The sequence below is a fragment of the Streptomyces sp. NBC_01571 genome (assembly GCF_026339875.1).
GTDB lineage: Bacteria > Actinomycetota > Actinomycetes > Streptomycetales > Streptomycetaceae > Streptomyces.
Genome location: NZ_JAPEPZ010000001.1, coordinates 7,255,779 through 7,273,746, shown reverse-complemented (window position 1 = coordinate 7,273,746; position 17,968 = coordinate 7,255,779). Strand labels below are relative to the sequence as shown.

General features: G+C 71.9%; 11 protein-coding genes. 4 read left to right on the top strand and 7 right to left on the bottom strand.

Annotation, left to right across the window (positions count from 1 at the left end; genetic code table 11):
* Nucleotides 1-54 precede the first annotated feature (54 nt).
* Entirely contained in the window at nucleotides 55-4,020 is a 3,966-nt protein-coding gene (gene eccCa, locus OHB41_RS32785) for a type VII secretion protein EccCa (protein ID WP_266701863.1), read from the top strand.
* A gap of 212 nt (nucleotides 4,021-4,232) precedes the next feature.
* On the opposite strand, the gene OHB41_RS32780 is transcribed toward eccCa, so the two are convergent.
* The 7 genes from OHB41_RS32780 to eccB all read right to left on the bottom strand — a co-directional run bounded on the left by OHB41_RS32780 (nucleotide 4,233) and on the right by eccB (nucleotide 11,585).
* On the bottom strand, nucleotides 4,233-4,535 hold the full coding sequence (locus OHB41_RS32780) for a WXG100 family type VII secretion target (RefSeq protein WP_148010778.1): 303 nt from the start codon (nucleotides 4,533-4,535) through the stop codon (nucleotides 4,233-4,235).
* Nucleotides 4,536-4,602: 67 nt separating this feature from the next.
* Nucleotides 4,603-4,941 (bottom strand): WXG100 family type VII secretion target, encoded by a 339-nt coding sequence (locus OHB41_RS32775; protein ID WP_266701861.1) that lies wholly within the window; start codon nucleotides 4,939-4,941, stop codon nucleotides 4,603-4,605.
* A gap of 77 nt (nucleotides 4,942-5,018) precedes the next feature.
* Entirely contained in the window at nucleotides 5,019-6,206 is a 1,188-nt protein-coding gene (locus tag OHB41_RS32770) for a S8 family serine peptidase (protein ID WP_266706312.1), read from the bottom strand.
* A 103-nt stretch (nucleotides 6,207-6,309) separates the two neighbouring features.
* Nucleotides 6,310-8,073, bottom strand: a complete 1,764-nt coding sequence (locus OHB41_RS32765; RefSeq protein ID WP_266701859.1) for a WXG100 family type VII secretion target — start codon at nucleotides 8,071-8,073, stop codon at nucleotides 6,310-6,312.
* Nucleotides 8,073-8,546 carry a DUF2563 family protein gene (locus OHB41_RS32760; protein WP_323138414.1) on the bottom strand — a complete coding sequence of 158 codons (474 nt, stop codon included), beginning with the start codon at nucleotides 8,544-8,546 and terminating at the stop codon, nucleotides 8,073-8,075. The genes OHB41_RS32765 and OHB41_RS32760 overlap by 1 nt, the downstream gene beginning before the upstream one ends.
* Before the next feature lie 234 nt (nucleotides 8,547-8,780).
* Nucleotides 8,781-10,040 carry a type VII secretion-associated serine protease mycosin gene (gene mycP, locus OHB41_RS32755; RefSeq protein WP_266701857.1) on the bottom strand — a complete coding sequence of 420 codons (1,260 nt, stop codon included), beginning with the start codon at nucleotides 10,038-10,040 and terminating at the stop codon, nucleotides 8,781-8,783.
* A gap of 18 nt (nucleotides 10,041-10,058) precedes the next feature.
* Nucleotides 10,059-11,585, bottom strand: coding sequence for a type VII secretion protein EccB (gene eccB / locus OHB41_RS32750; RefSeq protein ID WP_266701855.1), 1,527 nt, complete (start codon nucleotides 11,583-11,585; stop codon nucleotides 10,059-10,061).
* A gap of 195 nt (nucleotides 11,586-11,780) precedes the next feature.
* Between eccB and eccE the strand changes: the two genes are divergently transcribed.
* From eccE to OHB41_RS32735, 3 genes are all read left to right on the top strand, one after another.
* Nucleotides 11,781-13,115, top strand: a complete 1,335-nt coding sequence (gene eccE / locus OHB41_RS32745) for a type VII secretion protein EccE (protein WP_266701853.1) — start codon at nucleotides 11,781-11,783, stop codon at nucleotides 13,113-13,115.
* Entirely contained in the window at nucleotides 13,115-13,939 is an 825-nt protein-coding gene (locus tag OHB41_RS32740; RefSeq protein WP_266701851.1) for a hypothetical protein, read from the top strand. Before eccE ends, OHB41_RS32740 begins: the two co-directional genes overlap by 1 nt.
* A gap of 412 nt (nucleotides 13,940-14,351) precedes the next feature.
* On the top strand, nucleotides 14,352-17,753 hold the full coding sequence (locus tag OHB41_RS32735) for an SCO5717 family growth-regulating ATPase (RefSeq protein ID WP_266701849.1): 3,402 nt from the start codon (nucleotides 14,352-14,354) through the stop codon (nucleotides 17,751-17,753).
* Nucleotides 17,754-17,968 lie beyond the last annotated feature (215 nt).

The following is a 17,968-nucleotide window of genomic DNA, read 5'->3' as shown; positions in this document are numbered from 1 at the left end:
TGACACGGGGCGGCGGGCGGAAGACCCTGGGGCCGGCAAGGGAATTGGTGAGCAGTGAGCCAAATCATCGTCAAGCGCCCGCCCAGGGCGCTGCCGTCCGAAGTACCGACCGCCGAGGTCGTCCTGCAGCCACCGCCGGAACTCCCGCGCGGGCACCAGGAGAGCGTCCTCATGCAGCTCCTGCCGACGCTCGGCATGGGCGGCTCGGTGGTCTTCTTCTTCACCAACGGGCAACCGTTCATGAAGATCATGGGCATGGTGATGATCGCGTCGACGGTGGCCATGTCCATCGCGATGGTGGTCCGCTTCCGCCGCGGCTCCCAGGGGCAGTTGGCGGACATGCGCCGCGACTACCTGAGCTATCTGTCGCAGACCCGGCGGGCCGCGATGGACACGGCGCGGGCACAGCGCGACGCCCAGTACTACCAGCACCCCTCCCCCGAGCAGCTGTGGGCGCTGGTCGCCGAGGGCAGCAGGGTGTGGGAACGGCGGCCCGGCGACGAGGACTTCGCCCAGGTGCGCATCGGCCTCGGCCCGCAGTCCCTGGCGACCCCGCTGGTCTCTCCCGACACCGGGCCGGTCGACCAGCTGGAGCCGCTGACGGCAGGGGCCATGCAGCGTTTCGTCGCCACCCACAGCGTCCTGGACGCCCTGCCGATGGCGGTCTCGCTGCGGGCCTTCTACCACGTGACGGTCAGCGGCGACCCGCGGTCCGTCCGTGCTTCGGCGCGCGCCCTGACCGGCTCGCTGGCCTCACTGCACTCCCCCGAGGACCTGATGATCGTGGTCGCGGCGGGGCGGGGGGAGCTGCCGCACTGGGAGTGGGCGAAGTGGCTGCCGCACGCGCAGGCGTCCGCCGCGGTGGACGGCGCGGGCAGCCGACGGCTGATCGGCGCCGACACCCGGGAACTGGAGGACCTGCTGGCCACCCGGCTGACCGGGCGTCCGCGCTTCCATCCGGGCGCCACCCCGCTCCCCGACGAGCCGCACATCGTCGTCGTGCTCGACGGTCTGTCGCTGCCGCCGGACTCCGTCCTGGCCAGCCCGGAGGGGCTGCAGGGGGTGACGGTCGTCGAGGTCGTGCCCGGTGAGCTCTCCGGAGCCCGCGGTGACCTCTCCATCGTCGTGCAACCGCACGCGCTGCACCTGGAGTCGGGGCACGGCCTCGTCTACGAGGGCACGCCGGACGTCCTCTCGTACGAGTCCGCGGAGGCGCTGGCGCGGCAACTGGCGCCGCTGCGCATGGCCTCGGGCGGAGACGACGACGAACCGCTGCTCGCCAACCTGGAGTTCACGGATCTGCTGAGCCTCGGCGACGCCGCCTCGGTGGACACCAAGCGCACTTGGCGGCCGCGTTCGCTCGCCGAGCGGCTGCGGGTTCCGATCGGTGTCGGCGAGGACGGCAGGCCCGTGATGCTGGACCTCAAGGAGGCCGCGCAGGAGGGCATGGGTCCGCACGGGCTGTGCGTGGGTGCGACGGGTTCCGGCAAGTCGGAGCTGCTGCGCACCCTGGTGCTCGGTCTCGCGGTGACGCACTCCTCCGAGACGCTGAACTTCGTCCTCGCGGACTTCAAGGGCGGCGCCACCTTCGCGGGGATGGCGCAGATGCCGCACGTCGCGGCCGTCATCACCAACCTGGCGGACGACCTGACGCTGGTCGACCGCATGGGCGACTCGATCCGCGGCGAGCTCAACCGCCGCCAGGAGATGCTGCGCGACGCGGGCAACTACGCGAACATCCACGACTACGAGAAGGCGCGCGCCGCGGGCGCCCCCCTCCAGCCGATCCCCTCGCTCGTCCTGGTGATCGACGAGTTCAGCGAACTGCTCACCGCCAAGCCCGACTTCATCGAGATGTTCGTGCAGATCGGCCGCATCGGCCGATCGCTCGGCGTGCACCTGCTGCTGGCCTCGCAGCGCCTGGAGGAGGGGCGGCTGCGCGGTCTGGAGACGTATCTCTCGTACCGCGTCGGTCTGCGGACGTTCTCCGCCGCCGAGTCCCGCGCGGCACTGGGTGTCCCCGACGCCTACGAACTGCCGAACGTCCCCGGCTCGGGCTTCCTGAAGTTCGGCACCGACGAGATGGTGCGCTTCAAGGCGGCGTACGTCTCCGGGGTGTACCGCACGGGTCCGGCGCAGGCCGCGCTCGGCGGAGCGCTGCCGGTGGACCGGCGGCCGGTGCTGTTCACGGCGGCGGAGGTGCCGGTGCAGTACGCGGCCGTGCCCCAGCAGCGCCCGGCGGTGACGCCGGAGACGGACGACGCCCTCGCCGACACCGTGCTCGACGTGATCGTGCGCCGGCTGGAGGCGCAGGGCCCGGCCGCCCACCAGGTGTGGCTGCCGCCGCTGGACAGCCCGCCGTCGCTGGACGGGCTGCTGCCGGGACTGGCCGCCGTACCGGGGCGCGGGCTCACCCAGCCCGGCTACGAGGGGGCGGGGCGGCTCGTCGTGCCCGTCGGCCTCGTCGACAAGCCGTACGAGCAGCGCCGCGACCCGCTGTGGGTCGACTTCTCCGGCGCGGCGGGCCACATGCAGATCATCGGCGGCCCGCAGTCGGGCAAGTCGACGCTGCTGCGCTCACTGATCGCCTCCTTCGCCCTCACGCACACCCCGCACGAGGTGCAGTTCTACGGCCTCGACTTCGGCGGCGGCGGTCTCGCGGCCGTCGCCGGGCTCCCGCACGTCGGCGGTGTCGCCTCGCGCCTGGACCCGGAGAAGGTGCGGCGCACGGTCGCCGAGGTGTACGGCGTCATGACCCGGCGCGAGGAGTACTTCCGGTCCTCCGGGATCTCCTCGATCGCCGAGTTCCGTACGAAGCGGGCGCGCGGCGAGATCTCCGTGACCGACCAGCCGTGGGGAGACGTCTTCCTCGTCATCGACGGCTGGGGCAACTTCCGTGGCGACTACGAGGCGGCTGAGGGTGTCGTCCTGGACATCGCCGCGCGCGGTCTCGGTTACGGCATCCACCTGGTGCTGACCGCGTCCCGGTCGATGGAGGTCCGGGCGAACCTCAAGGACCACCTGATGAACCGCCTGGAGCTGCGCCTCGGTGACACCATGGACTCCGAGCTGGACCGCAAGGTGGCCGCGAACGTCCCGACCGGAGTGCCCGGACGCGGCCAGTCGCCGCAGAAGCTGCACTTCATGGGGGCCGTCCCGCGTATCGACGGCCTGACCTCCGACACGGACCTCGCCGACGCGACGGCCGCGCTGGCGGCGGAGGTCTCCCGGCACTGGCAGGCGCCCGGCGCCCCCGAAGTCCGGTTGCTGCCACGCGAGTTCCCGGCCGAACAGCTGCCGCCCGGCGACAGTTTCCCGCGCCGGGGCGTCGCCTTCGCGCTCGACGAGGACAACCTCGAACCCGTCTACGTCGACTTCGAGCAGGACCCGTTCTTCCTCGTCTACGGCGAGAGCGAGTCCGGCAAGTCGAACCTGCTGCGGCTGCTGATCAAGCAGCTCACCGAGCGCTATCCCGGCGACGACTGCAAGCTCTTCGTCGTCGACAACCGGCGTTCGCTGCTGGACGTCACCCCGGCCACCCACCTCGCCGAGTACATCCCGATGTCCAACGCCATGGACCACCACATGGCGGCGCTGGTGGACCTGATGCAGCGCCGCACCCCCACGGCGGAGGTCACGGCGCAGCAGCTGCGGGAGCGGAGCTGGTGGCGGGGGCCGACGGTGTACGTCGTCATCGACGACTACGATCTCGTCTCCACGTCCGGCGGCAACCCGCTGAGCGGTCTGACGGAACTGCTGCCGTTCGCGCGGGACGTGGGCGTGCGGTTCATCATCGCCCGCTCCACGGCGGGCGCGGGGCGTGCCTCGTACGAACCCTTCATGCAGCGGATGAAGGAGCTGGGCGCGCAGGGTGTGGTACTCGCCGGTGATCCGGGCGAGGGCGACATCCTCGGCGGGGTGCGGCCCCGGCCGATGCCTGCCGGGCGGGGCGTCTTCGTGTCACGCCGGCGGGGGAAGCCGTTGGTGCAGACGGGGCTGGTGCCGGAGGGGACGTACTGACCGGCGGGTGCTGACCGGGCACGGGTCACCGGCACGGGGCACGGCGGCACGGGGTGACCGTCACGAGGTGCCCGGACGGCGAACGGCGGCGAGGGGGGCGGGTGTTCCGCTCTCCTCGCCGCTCGTGTGCGGAGCCCCGCCGCGACAGGGGTACGGAAACGGGGTGGGCACCTCCCGTGCGTGCCCACCCCGGTCGTCCGTACCGCCTGGTCCTACTGGAAGTAGCTGGCTCCCTTGAGGTCGCCGCCCCGGTAGTCACCGCCGGCCTGGTGGACCTTCTGCGAGATGGACAGCAGCGCCTGGTGAACGGCGGTCGCGTGGTTGTCCCACTCCTTCGACTGCGCCTGAAACGCGTCGTAGGCCTCGCCGCCCCAGCCTTCCGCCGCGTCGAGAACGGCCTGCTTGAGCGCTCCGAGGTCTTCCTCGAGCTTCTTGGCCTGGTTGCCGAGTTCCGTGGTGAGCGCGTCCAGGGTGCCGTACTTGACGGCAAGGTCCTGGTAGTGGACGCCGGACATGTTTCCTCATCTCCTTGACGATTTCGGACGGACCTCGCGGTCCGGGGAACGGTGCGGCTCAGCGCCGTCAGTAGCTGTTGAGCGCCGAGGTCTTGCCGCCGAGGTCCACCTGGATGTTGGAGATCGTCGAGTGGAGTTCGTCCTCGAGCTTGACCTTGTCCGACTTGGTGAGGTGCAGGTTCTCGAGGAACCGGTCGAGCATCCGGCCGATCTGGGCCATGTTGTCGTTGATCTCGGTCTGCTTCTTGTTGAAGGCGTTGGCGCCGACACCCGTCCAGCTGGCCTCGATCATGTCGATGGTCCCCTGGAGGGCGGCGAGCTGCTTCTTGATGGACTCGTACCGGTCCAGGACGTTCGTCTGGAGCTTCTGTACCCGGTCGTCGTCGAACTTGCGGCCGTCGGCCATGTCCGCACTCCCTTTCGTGGGTTGTGGTTCGTCTTCCTTGCGTGCACGTCACCGAGTGGTCCGGACGTGCGAGGTGGTCATGCGCGGCGCCGTGAACGGATCACCGCGAAGGCGCCGCCCGCGATCACCAGCACGGCTGCGGCACCGGCGAGAGCACCCCAGGGGGTGCCGCCGGACGACTCCGTGCTCGATCCCGCCGCCGAAGTCCGGTCACCCGAGGTGGATTTGGGGGGCCGGGACGAGGCGGGTGCGGTGGCGGAGGGGGAGGCGTCGGTGACGCCCGTCCCGTTCTCGTAGCTGAGCGGGTCGGTCTTGGCCGGTCCGGGGTCGATGCCGGTGTCCTCCAGCACCTTGCGGGGCCGGATGAGGCCGTATCCGAGGTAGTTGCTCGGGTTGTTCTTCGGCCAGTCGCGTCCCGCGGTGTCTATGAGACTCCCGAGGACCTGGTTGGCCGTCCAGTCGGGGTGGGCGGACCAGACGAGGGCGGCGGAGGCGGAGGTGATGGCGGTGGCCATACTCGTTCCCACGCCGGGGCAGTACGACTTGAACGTCGCGTCGCACCAGGTGGGCACGTCGAGGCCGGGGGCCGCGAGGTCGACGTAGTTGCCGTGCTCCGAGAACTTCCCCACCTTCCCGGTCTTGTCCGCGGCGGCGACTCCGACGACGAACGGATACGAGGCCGGGTACCCGATCAGGTTGAACTTCTCCGCGTTGTTGCCGGTGCCGGCGATCAGCAACTTGCCCTTCGAATAGGCGTACTTGACGGCCGCTTCTTCATCCGGATCACTGGCCGGGCTGCCGTAGGACATGTTGATGATCTTGGCGTCGCTGTCGGCGGCAGCCCTGATCGCCCGGGCCGAGGTCAAGGTCCTCTTCCTCTCGGCCTCGCCCTTCAGATCGCTGGTCACGATCCGGTACGGCACGATCTTCGCCCCAGGGGCCAGACCCTTCAGGCCACCTCCGGCGCCCGTACCGGCGATCAATTCGGCCATGCTCGTCCCATGGCCCGAGTAGTCCTGCGTGACGTGGTACGAGAGGGCCTTCGGCACCTCGTCGACCAGTACCTGTCCCTTGAGCGAGGGGGTCTCGGGGTTGACGCCCGAGTCGATCACGGCGACCTTCACGCCCTCGCCCGTGCTCACCTTCCACATCTCGGAGGCCTTCATCGGGGCCAGATACCACTGCCTCGACTGGCCGTCGTCGGCCGCCGCGTCCGGGGCCGGCAAGGCCGACAGAGCGACCACCGCGCCCAGCGCGGCGCACACGGAGGACACCCGCCTTCCGTTGCGCCCCACGGAGGAAGCGGCCCGCCTGCCCTGTCGGCTGATCCCTGACACCATGCCCCTGTATGTCCTCGCTCGTATCCGGTCAGTCCGTCGTCGGCCGCGCGTCGCGCCGTGGGTCCTCACGCGAACCTGTCTCGTTCTCGTTCTCGTTCTCGTCCGGTCGTTCACGACGCGATGTGCCCTTGCCGCGAGCGTTTCCAGGAGCCTGTCCGCCCCCCGGACCCCTCACCAGGCCAGTGCCGCCGGAGGTGAATCCCTTGCTCTTCGTTCCGGCGGTCCGGTCCCGGGGAGCGCCGACCACACCATCGGGGTTGCTCGTGGACCGACGCGAAGTCTGCCCAGGCGCCATGCCTCTGGCCTGCTGGGGAGCCCCGATCACTCCGCGTTGACCAAGCCTGCCCTCGGACGTGGGTGATTCAGCGGCGCCCTTGCCACCGACGACCGTGCCACGCGGCAGTCGGGAGCCCGGCTTCCCGGGTGTCGCACCCGTGCTGGGCTTTCCGCCGACAACACCGTTGGCACGTCCGGCATTCGTGGCTCCCGGGCCACCCGGACGTCCGCCCGGTGTGCCGGCTCGTCCGCCCGCCGCACCGGCGGCTCTCGGAATCCCGCCGGTGACGCTCCGCCCCATCGGCGGCTTGCCCGCGGACGATCCGACCCCACGGGCTCCTGTCTGACCGGCCGTGACAGCACGTCCGACCGGCCCCGCCGGGCCGCGTCCGGTCCCCTTGCCCGGCGTCCCGCCGGGGGTGGTGCCGACGCGCCCCTGTGTCGAGAGCGGTGACCTCGGCCCGTTCGCTCCGCCCGATCCCGGTACACGTCCGACCGGGCCCCCGAAGACAGGAGGTACTGGGCCGGTACCGACGACGGGAACGCTCCCCGCGGGGCTTCCGCCCGGCCCGGTCGCCGACGGAGGCACGGCGGGCATCTGGTGAACGGTGTCCTGCGGCAGAGTGCCGACGCTGTCGATCTCCGTCCCGACGACGGGCAGGTCCGGTCGCGAGATCGGGTCGTCCACGTGCGCGGAGGAGTGCGGTGGGATCTCCGCCGAGTGCCGGGTCTCCACCGTCGGCTGGGTGACCGAGTGGTGCACGGAGCCGGATTCGCTCGTCGTCCGCAGCGAACCGTCTCCTGAACCCCCGTCCTCCCTGCCCTTGATGGTCCCTGGAGCCGGCTTCGGCACCCCCACCCCCGGCATCGGCTCGAACACCGGAGGCTGTTGGGCCGCCAGCGTCTCCTCCGACACCGCGTAGAACGACGACAACCGGTTCATCTGGTTGATCGCCTCTTGGCGGTGGTCCTCGGCCTTCACCGCCGCCGCGTACTCGTGGTTGCCCTCGACCCGCTTGGGTGCCGGAATGTCGGCGACCGTCTTGGGGGCGAGCCGGGCGTCGCGCGGCGGCATGGACTTGCGTACGGACGCCAGTCCCGTGGCCGCCGCGGTGATCTGCGTGCCCGCGACCTCCGCGAAGGTGGCGAGGTCACGCGCGTGGGTGACGAGGTTGCCGCCCCACGTACGGAACGCGCTGCCCGCCTCGCCGTCCCAGTCGACCCGGCCGATGTGGCCGCTCAGTTCCTCGGCGGCGTCGTTGATGGCGTCCCGGGCGTCCCACAGGGCCTTGCCCGCGGTCTCCAGGTGCTCGGGGTTCGCGGACTCGACCATGTCGACCATGTCGTTGAGCTCGTGGCCCTCGAAGTCGGTCTTGCCGAAGAAGCGGACACCGCCACCGAGGAAGGTGCGGTTGAGCATCTCGGACACGGCGTTGGTCGCGTCGATGACGCCGACCTGCTGGTTCACGTGCTCCAGGTCGGCCTTGTGGTCCGGCTTGTTCTTCTCGTCACCCATCAGTACCCGGCCTCGGACTTGGTGTCGTCGGAGCGCTTCTCCTCGGGCTTGCCGTGCTTCGCGGCCTCGGCCGCGGCCTTCTCGCGCTGCGCCTGTTCCTGCTCGCGGCGCACCTGCGTCTGGATCTCCCAGAAGCGGTGCCGGAGCTCCTCCTCGAGGTTGTCGAAGCCGACGTCCGCGCCGTGCACGGCGATCCGGAGCGCCTCGATCTGCAACCCTAGGGACTTGGAGAGCGTGGTGAGACGTTCGTGGACGCGCTCGTACTGCGTGTGGAGGCCCTTGGCCTCCCCGAAGTCGCCCTTGCCGCAGAACGACGCCTGGGAGATGGTGTGCGCCCCGACCTTCGTCGCGCTGCCCGGTGAGTCCTCGAAGTTCGAGAGCACGCCGTCGACACGCTTCTTGAAGGTCGTCAGCGCCTCCATGCCACGCCTCAGGTCGGCGCCCCCACTGCCACCCATGTCCGCAGGAAGCACGATGCTTTCCCTCCCCGTTGTCGTCGCCTGCCCGGGGATACCGCGCCCCCGAGCGCTCCTGTCTGCAACGCAACCACTCTAGTCAATTCATGTGACAGCCCCAACTGCCTTATGCAGCAGCTCTGCTACTACTGTGCGAGGCTTCACTCCTCCTTCACCATGCCCGGTGCACCACGATGATCACTCCCGCAACGCGAGGCTAGACGTGCAACGGGCCGCCGGGCATGAGTACTTCTACTCAGTCCCCGGGATCCGGTGTCCGCGTCGGCGCGCGTCCCGTATCGCCACCGCGCCCCCGGCCAGGCCCGCGACCAGCACCACAGCGCCCACCGCCACGTACGTCGCCAGACGGGCGTTGCGTTCGTCCGGGGTCTCGCCCAGTTGCAGGGCGGCGGGGGCCGGGGCCTCCGCCTTGGAGAGACCCTCCCGGGGATCGGGGGACTGCAGGGGGTGGTCGTCCTCGGTCAGGGCGCGGACCGGGTCGACGACGCCCCAGCCGACCAGCCGGTCGTGGCCGGGAACGGAGCGTTCCGCGGTCTGTTCGATCTGCGCCACGATCTCGCGCGGGGTCCAGTCCGGGTGCTTGGCCTTGACCAGGGCCGCGACGCCGGCCACGTACGGGGCCGAGAAGCTGGTGCCGTTGTCGGAACAGTGGCCGCCCTTGGGGACGGTGGAGATCATGTCCACCCCCGGTGCGGCGACGCCGACGAAGTCGCCGGACTGCGAGAAGGAGGCGCGTTCGTTGTTGCGGTCCGAGGCCGCGACGGCCAGGACGCCGGGGTACGACGCCGGGTAGGTCCTCTTGACGTTGCCTCCCAGGCCGTCGTTGCCCGCGGAGGCGACGACCACGACGTTCGCGTTCAGCGCCTCGTCCACCGCCCGTCTCAGGTCCGGGTCGGGCTCCACCGCGTTGGAGGTGTCCTGGGAGATGTTGATGACACCGGCCTTCGCGTTGATCGCGAAGCGGATGGCCGCCGCCAGTTCCCTCGCCGTGCCGTGGCCCTCGGCGTCGTTCTGTTCGAGCGGGATGATCGTCGCCTCGGGGGCCAGGCCCACGAATCCGGTCTTCGGGGCGGGCCTTGCCGCGATGATGCCCGCGACACGGGTGCCGTGGCCGACGGTGTCCGTCGTGCCGTTCTCCTTGCCGCGCGGGATCGGATCCCCGTTGTCGTCCTTCAGCTTCTTGGGAAGGAAGTTGTGTCCGGCGGCCGTGTCCACCGCGTGGGTGAGCTGCGGGTTCTGCACGTCCACGCCCGTGTCGATGACCGCCACGCGGACGCCCTTGCCCTTGGACTGGCTCCACAGTTCGTCCAGGAGGACGCGTTGCAGGGCCCAGGGGCGGCCCGCGTACATCTTGCTCGGGAAGGTGCACTGGTCGGTGGACGAGTCCGCGGCCGCCGCCGGCGCGAGGGCGGCGATGGAGGCGAAGGCGATCAGTGGCGCGGCGACGAGGGCCGCGGCACGCGGAGACTTCGCTGCGGGCGCGTACGGCATGGACTGACCCCCGAGTCCCTAGGAGCCCTGCGGCTGGCGGGCCGCCGACGTCGACAGACGGGGGCCGGTGGACAGGAACGAGGACCACGAGACGGGGATCGGCGCCGGATCCACGTCGGAGTAACCCAGGCTGGTCTGGGCCAGTTTGGCCTCCTGCTCCAGCTGCTTGCGGTCCTTGGCCGTGGTGCCGATGCCCGCGTCGTCCGTGGCGCTGTCGTCGTTGGACTGCATCGCGTAGCGCAGGCCGGTGTCGGTCACCAGGAAGACGCCGCCCGCCCTGGTCTCCTCGCCCTGGAACTGACGGTAGAGCTGACCGGAGCCGGGGGTGACGTACGCGCTGGTGGAACCGGTCGGGAGGGGGGCCGGGAAGTCGGTGCCCGCCCAGGTGCTGAGCGTCGTCGTGCCCTTGTCCTTGTCGACGCCCCGCAGGACGTTGCAGACGGTGTTGCGGCTGCCCTGTCCGGTGCCCGCCTCGTTGACGGTCGACGGGGACTCGGCCGGCCAGTCGTAGTCGGCGGCGAACTCCCCCGAGTCCGGGGTGAAGTCGGAGATCCGGACGTCCAGCGCGTCGGTCTGGTTGAGACTTCCCAGGTCCGGACTGCTGAGCAGCAGCTTCTCGGTGAAGTCCGAGACGGGCACCACCTTGCCCGGTTCGACGACGTAGTACTGGTCCCGGTCGCCGTTCGGAGCCTTGAGCAGCATGCCGACCTTGTCCGCCGCCGCGGGCAGACCGCCCCCGACGCCGGCGCCGGCGCCGACGTGCCCCTCGACCTTCGGGAAGGTGATCGGGTCACCCTGGTGCAGGGTCTCCAGCCACTCCTTGGACACGCGCTGGGGTTCCCGGCCGGAGCCGACGAGGGTGCGCAGCAGGAACTCGTCCTTCCTGTCCACCTCGTACGACTTGCCGTGCGCGTCCACGATGTAGCGGGTCCTGTCCGGTCCGACGACGTACAGCAGATCGCCGCCGCGCAGCTTCTGCCGGCTTCCCTCGGTCTTGTCCATGTCGCGGGAGGCGAGGACGAAGGCGGCCTTCTGGATGGACCTGCCACCCGCGCTGGGACGTTCGCAGACGGCCCAGCGCTTCGCGGAGCCCGCCTCCGAGGCCGCGGGCAGGCGGTCGGGCGCGTAGGGGATGCCGATCGTGACACCGCGCGGGATGGTGCCCTTGTCGAGGATCGACTCGTCGACGGTGACGACCTCCCCCTTGCCCGTCTTGAGGAGGAGCTTCGCGGACGCCATGTTGAGGACCGGGTGCAGCTGCACCTTGCCGTCCGTCCTGAGCACCACGTAGCGGGTGGTGGAGTCGCTGGCGATGATCACCTTCTCGCCGACGGTGTCCCAGCCCTGCGGGGCCGTCGGTTTGAACATCCCCCACGCCCCGAACGCGGCCAGGATGACGACCCCGACGATGGTGCCCGGCAGCACGGCGCGCAACGGGCGCGGTGCCCCTTCCTCCGAGCCGTCCGGGGACGACTGGACGAAGGACGCGAGCATGCGGCGCTTCGCGAAGGTGTAGGCGTTGAGCTGGTCCCGCCGAGATGCCATGTGTGCCTGTGTCTCCCCGTGTCTCGCCCTGCCCGCGCTCGGGGGTCCCGTCCCCCGCCCTCCGTTGTCGGACCGGCCCCCTACTATGCCTGGTAAGGGAGCGGCCCGGTGGTGCGGGTAGGGTATCGGCGCCTCAAGGGCCCTGTGTGGTGGCCTTGTTCCAGTGAGTTGTGAGGAAATCGGGGGGATGACGTGATGGCTTCCGGAGCGCGGTTCCGGTCGCGTGACCGGTCGCGGGAGCAGGACTCGTCCGCGTCCCGGCCGCAGCCGCCCGGGACACCCGACCGCTCCCAACCCGGGGCGCACACAGGTGCGTTGCATCTCAAGGTGCGCTCCGGCCGGTCCGGATCGTTCCGGTTGCAACGAGTCGTCCTGCTGGAGATCGCCGCCGCCGCGCTGCTCGTCGGATGGGTCGTCTCCCCCTTCGCGCTGGTCCCCGCGGTCGTACTCGCGGTCGTGCTGGTCCTGCTCGCCCTGGTGCGCCGCCGCGGCCGCTCACTGCCCGAATGGCTGGCCACGGCAAGGGCGTTGCGCGTCCGGCGGCGCCGCGCCGCGGGCACGCCGATTCGGCCGGGTACGGAGCCGGGCCTCGCCCCGGCCGTGGAGTGCGATCCCAGCCTGCGCACCTCCGCGTACAGCGCCCGCGACCGGCGCCCGGTCGGTGTCATCGGGGACGGCACGTTCGTGACCGCCGTCCTGCAGGTGGAGGCCGACGCGACCGCGCTGCGTGCCGAGCGGAGCCGCCAGCCGCTGCCCCTGGGACTGGTGCGGGACGCGCTGGAGGTGGACGGCGTCCGCCTGGAGTCGGCGCAGGTCGTGCTGCACACGCAGCCCGCGCCCGCGCTGCATCTGCCCCAGCAGTCCGTGGCCGTCAGCAACTACGCGCCGTTGCAGGAGCAGACCGGGGCGCCCGCCGTGCGCATCACCTGGATCGCGCTGAAGCTCGATCCGGAGCTGTGCCCGGAGGCGGTGGCCGCGCGCGGGGGCGGACTCGTCGGTGCGCAGAAGTGCGTCGTACGCGCCGCGGACCACCTCGCGAGCCGGCTCACGGGAGCGGGGTTCCGTACGACGTTGCTGAACGAGGAGGAGCTGACCGCGGCGGTGGCGACCTCGGCGTGCGCGAACCCCCTGGTGACGGCGGAGGCGGGACGCACGGACCTGCCGGCGCGGCGGACGGAGGAGTCCAGCCGCAGTTGGCGCTGCGACAACCGTCGGCACACGACGTACTGGGTGCGGCGCTGGCCCCAGTTGGGCGGTTCCGGCGGGCCGTCGCTGCCCCAACTCGTCGCGCTGCTCACGGCCGTGCCCGCGCTGGCCACCACCTTCAGTCTCACCCTGCGGCGCGGGGAGCGTCAGGACGTGTCGCTGTGCGGACACCTGCGGGTGACCGGGCGCAGCGACGATGAACTCGTCGCGGCGCGCCGTTCGCTGGAGGACGCCGCACGACGGGCCGGCACGGGACTGACCCGGCTCGACCGGGAGCAGCTTCCGGGTGTGCTCGCCACGCTGCCCCTCGGAGGTGTTCGCTGATGTCCATGACCCCACCTGGAACCACCGCGCCGGGGACGTACGGGACTTCGGGGGCTCCCGGGTCCGTTCCGTCGGGTTCTCCCGACGGAACGGGAGCCTCGGCCGCGGAGCGTCCGCGTGGCCTGCTGCGCAGCGGATTCGGTCTGATCGGGCCGCGGCACGGACGGCATGTGCTGTCCGTGGAACAGGTGGACTCGCTGGCGCTGCCCATCGGCGACGACGGGGTCGTCATCGGCGTGGACGCCGGGGGGCAGCCCGCCGTGCTCGGGCTCAACCGGCCGACACCGTACGACGTCGTCCTGATCGGCGGGCTGTGGACCGCGCAGGTGCTCGCGCTGCGGGCGGCGGCCACCGGTGCGCGCGTCGCCGTCGAGACGGGGCGGGCGCAGGCCTGGATGCAGATGGTGCACGCGATGGGCGGCGGGCAGAACGGCATGAGTGTGCACGACGTGGGGCGGGTTCCGCCGCAGGGCGCCTCGGCGGGCAACCCGGTGCTGGTGGTGCGCGACTGCGGAATGCGGCCGCCCCGCGGGCGGGTGGTGGCCGGTCCCTGGCAGTCGATTCTGACGTTGCTGCCGTATCTCAGCCCGGTGGCCCCACGGCTGCTGCGGCAGGCGCGGCTCGTCGGTGTGCAGCGGGTCTCGCCGGACGAGGCCGCGGAGATCGGGCGGGCGCTGGCCCTGCCCCGGGGCGACGTGGAGTCGCTGCCGACGCTCACCGACGGCGTCACGCTGTGGTGCGCCGACCGCGACCGGCAGTATGTGATGACGCAGCCCACGGACGCCGAGACCGGATTGTTCGGTACGCCGCGAAGAATGGACTGACCGGGCGCGGCCTGGGACGGACCTGCCGCAAACCCGGTTCGCGCTCCGGGAGTTCTCTTCCGGACTCGGGCGTTTCAGGCCGATTACCCCCTCTCGCTACCGACTTGTTCACCAGGATTGCCCGATTTGTTTCGTCCCGTGGCGCGTGCGTGCGCCGCTTCTGGGCAGGGTGTGACGAAGTGGGCCTGTGCGGAGGGGTGGACGGGCCTGCCGTCGCGGCGCCCGTGGTGATTAGGCTGGGACCGGAGGCGACACCTCGCCGTCGACCGACCCGTCGGCGGACCGCCCGCGTCCCGCGGGGACGGTCCGGCGCGTCGGACGGCGTCGGACGGCGTCCGGCCAAGAGATTCAGATGAAGAGAACGGTCGCCCCGGCTCGGTATCGAGGGTGCTTGACCACACCAGGAGGAACTGTGAACAGCGATCGGGACGGGATCCGCGGGGGCTGGGCCACACCCGGCGATGACCAGTCCGACGCGGAGTCCGCCGTCGAGGCGACGGGCGAGTTCACCATCGACTACGCGCCGCCCGCCTGGTACACGCAGAACGCGTCGGCCGGTTCGGCACAGCCGTCGCAGGCTCCGGTTCCCGAGGTGCCCGCCGCTCCGGCTCCACCGGGCCCTCAGGGGCCACCGCTGCCGCCGGTGCCCCAGGTTCCCCCGGTGCCGCCCGCGCCGATGCCGCAGGCCGCCTGGTCGCCGCCGGTCGTACCGGCCGACCGGGCGGGTACGGCGACCGGTGACATCGAGAGCGGCGCGACCATGCGTATCTCCGCCGCCGCGCTCAAGCGTGAGTTCGCGGAGCGGTCCGCGGGGGAACACGCCGCCGAGGCCGGGAACCCGGTCGCGGTCGGGGCGAACGGTGGCGTCGTCGGCGCCCCCGAGGAGGAGCCGGCCGGCGCCGGATCGGACAGCGGTGACCCGACCGGCGGCGACTTCGAGTTGAGCGCTCCGGCTCCTCCGGACGCTGTGCCCGGTGCGGAGTTGGAGTCGGGGCCGGAGACAGGGGCCGCGGAGGCTTCCGGCGCGTCCGCGGTGAGCGGGGACACGCCCTCACGACCGGAGAGCAAGGAGACCGACGTGAGCGGGCAGGACGGCGCCGAGAGGGGCGCCTCCACGAGCGCTGACACCGGCGTCGGTGCCGATGCCGGTGCCGATGTCGTGGAGCCCGTCCCTGGGGAGGGGCAGGAGCCCGCGGACGCCGAGGCCGATGTGGCGGCCCGAGCTGTCGACGCGGACGGCCCGGACGGCCCGGACGGCGAGGCTTCGCCTTCCCACGCGGACGCGGAGGGCGCCGCGAACACCGCCACCGCCACCGGCGGTGACGACGCGGGGACCGGGCGACCCGATGCCGCCACGTCACCGGAGGTGCCGTCGCAGCACTCCGGAGACCAGGACGCGGGAACGCGGAACGTCATGGTCGAGGGTGGCGACCCGTCGGGCACCCCGCCCGAGAGCGCGGTGCCGGACGCCGGAGTGGACGTACCCGTGGACGCACCGGAAGCGGCGCCCGCCTGGGCTCCCCCGCCGATGGCGCAGGGCGCGCTGCCGCCGCTGCCGCCCGCGTACCAGCCCGCCGCCCCGGCTGCGGCCGCGCAGTGGCCCTCGCCCGGGCCGGTGGCACCGCCCGTGCCCGAGACCGCGCAGCAGCCGGCGCCGTCGGCCGCGCAGGGGCCCGCACAGCCTCCTGTACCGCCGCACCCCGCGGTCGCCGGGGCGCAGCCGCCCGCTCCGCCGCACCAGCCCGAGATCCAGCCCCAGCACGCCCAGGTCCAGCCGCACCAGCCGCCGGCCCAGCCGCAGCCGCCGTTCCAGCCGTCGGCCGCGCAGCCCGCGCCCACGCCCTGGGACCCTCAGGCCGCACCGCCCGCGCCGGGCCCGGTGCCCCCGGCGCCCGCCCCGGCCCCGCCGCAGGGCGGCTACGGCTTCCCGCAGCAGGGCGCCCCCGTCCCGCCCGCACCGCAGGCTGCGTACGGCTTCCCCCAGCCGGGCGCTCCGGTCCCCCAGCCGCCCGCGCCGCAGGACGGCTACGGCTTCCCGCAGCCCGGTGTTCCGGCTCCCGCCGCACCCAACCCCCCGGCCCCGCCGACCGGTTACGGCTTCCCGCAGCAGGGACCGCCGGCGCCGCAGGCCGGCTACGGCTTCCCCCAGCCGGGCGCCCCCGCTCCGGCTCCCCAGCCGCCCGCGCCCCAGGCGTCGGGGCCGGATGCCCCGGCACCCCGGGCCCCGGGCCCGCAGCCGGGCTACGGCTTCCCCCCGCATCCCCAGCCGCCCGCGCAGCCGCAGCCGCACATCCCCGGACAGCAGCCGCACATCCCCGCGCAGTACCAGCCGCACCCGGGCCTGCCGCCCGAGGCTCCGGACGCCTCGCAGCAGCCGCCGCACCAGCAGCAGGCTCCCCAGCAGGTCCCCGTGGATCCCCGCAGCGGGACCGCCTGGCCGCAGCCCGTCCGGCACGACCAGCGGCAGCCCACCAACCCCTCCGCCGCGCCTCTCGGGTACACCGCCGCGGTGGAGCTGTCCTCCGACCGTCTGCTCAACAACAAGAAGCAGAAGGCCAAGAGCGGCCGCCCCGGCGGCGGTTCCTCCCGGTTCAAGCTGGGCGGCAAGAAGGAGGAGGCCGAGCGGCAGCGGAAGCTGGAGCTGATCCGGACGCCGGTGCTGTCGTGCTACCGGATCGCGGTCATCAGCCTCAAGGGCGGTGTCGGAAAGACGACCACCACCACCGCCCTCGGCTCCACGCTGGCCACCGAGCGGCAGGACAAGATCCTCGCGATCGACGCCAACCCGGACGCCGGAACGCTGGGGCGCCGGGTACGGCGGGAGACCGGGGCCACCATCCGCGACCTCGTCCAGGCGATCCCGTACCTCAACTCGTACATGGACATCCGGAGGTTCACGTCCCAGGCCTCGTCCGGGCTCGAGATCATCGCCAACGACGTCGACCCGGCCGTGTCCACGACCTTCAACGACGAGGACTACCGGCGCGCGATAGACGTGCTGGGCAAGCAGTACCCGATCATCCTGACCGACTCCGGCACGGGTCTGCTCTACAGCGCCATGCGCGGGGTGCTCGACCTCGCCGACCAGCTCATCATCATCTCCACGCCGTCCGTCGACGGCGCGAGCAGCGCGAGTACGACGCTGGACTGGCTGTCGGCGCACGGGTACGCGGATCTCGTCTCGCGCTCCCTCACCGTCATCTCCGGGGTGCGCGAGACCGGAAAGATGATCAAGGTGGAGGACATCGTCAGCCACTTCGAGACGCGCTGCCGCGGGGTCGTGGTGGTGCCGTTCGACGAGCATCTGGCCGCGGGCGCCGAGGTCGACCTCGACATGATGCGGCCCAAGGTGCGGGAGGCGTACTTCAACCTCTCCGCGATGGTCGCGGAGGACATCGTGCGTCACCAGCAGTCGCACGGTCTGTGGACGAACGACGGCAACCCGCCGCCGGTGGCCGCCCCGCCGATGCCGCGGCAGCCGCAGTACTCGTACCCGCTGGACGTACCCGTACCGGGCGGTCAGGCCGCCCCCGGCCAGCCGGTTGCCGGCCCGCCGCCGTCCGGACAGCCGGTTCCCGGCCAGCCCCACCCGTACCAGCAGGGCGGTCCCTACCCCCAGCAGCCGGGGCCGCCGCTCCCTCCGCCGCAGCCGGGCCAGGCGTACCCGCCGCCCCCGCCCCCACAGCCACAGCCGCAGCCGCAGCCGCAGCCGGGTCAGTCCGCCGCGGGCCGGCCTTTCGAGGACGGTCAGGCCTATCCGCCCCACCAGGGCCACACCCCGCCCCCGCCGCCTCCCGCGTCCCCTCAGCAGTAGCCGGAAACCCTCACCCGATCGGCCCCTTCCGAGGGGCCGGTTCCCGCCAGGGCCCGCACCGTCCGTCGACGGTGCGGGCCTTCGCGTGTCCAGGGGCGAAAGAAAGCGCCACCCCCTGGCCAGGGGGGCTTCACCGGTCTGAACCAATGAGCGAATATTCCGCGCCAACTCGTTATTTCCGCAGGCCACATGGGGTCCGCCTGCCGTTGACTCGC

Excerpts from the sequence above, each read along its gene's own strand:
- OHB41_RS32780 (WP_148010778.1), bottom strand. The coding sequence starts at position 4,535 with ATGTCCGGCGTCCACTACCAGGACCTTGCCGTCAAGTACGGCACCCTG.
- OHB41_RS32775 (WP_266701861.1), bottom strand. The coding sequence starts at position 4,941 with ATGGCCGACGGCCGCAAGTTCGACGACGACCGGGTACAGAAGCTCCAG.
- OHB41_RS32765 (WP_266701859.1), bottom strand. The coding sequence starts at position 8,073 with ATGGGTGACGAGAAGAACAAGCCGGACCACAAGGCCGACCTGGAGCAC.
- mycP (WP_266701857.1), bottom strand. The coding sequence starts at position 10,040 with ATGCCGTACGCGCCCGCAGCGAAGTCTCCGCGTGCCGCGGCCCTCGTC.
- eccB (WP_266701855.1), bottom strand. The coding sequence starts at position 11,585 with ATGGCATCTCGGCGGGACCAGCTCAACGCCTACACCTTCGCGAAGCGC.
- eccE (WP_266701853.1), top strand. The coding sequence starts at position 11,781 with ATGGCTTCCGGAGCGCGGTTCCGGTCGCGTGACCGGTCGCGGGAGCAG.
- OHB41_RS32740 (WP_266701851.1), top strand. The coding sequence starts at position 13,115 with ATGTCCATGACCCCACCTGGAACCACCGCGCCGGGGACGTACGGGACT.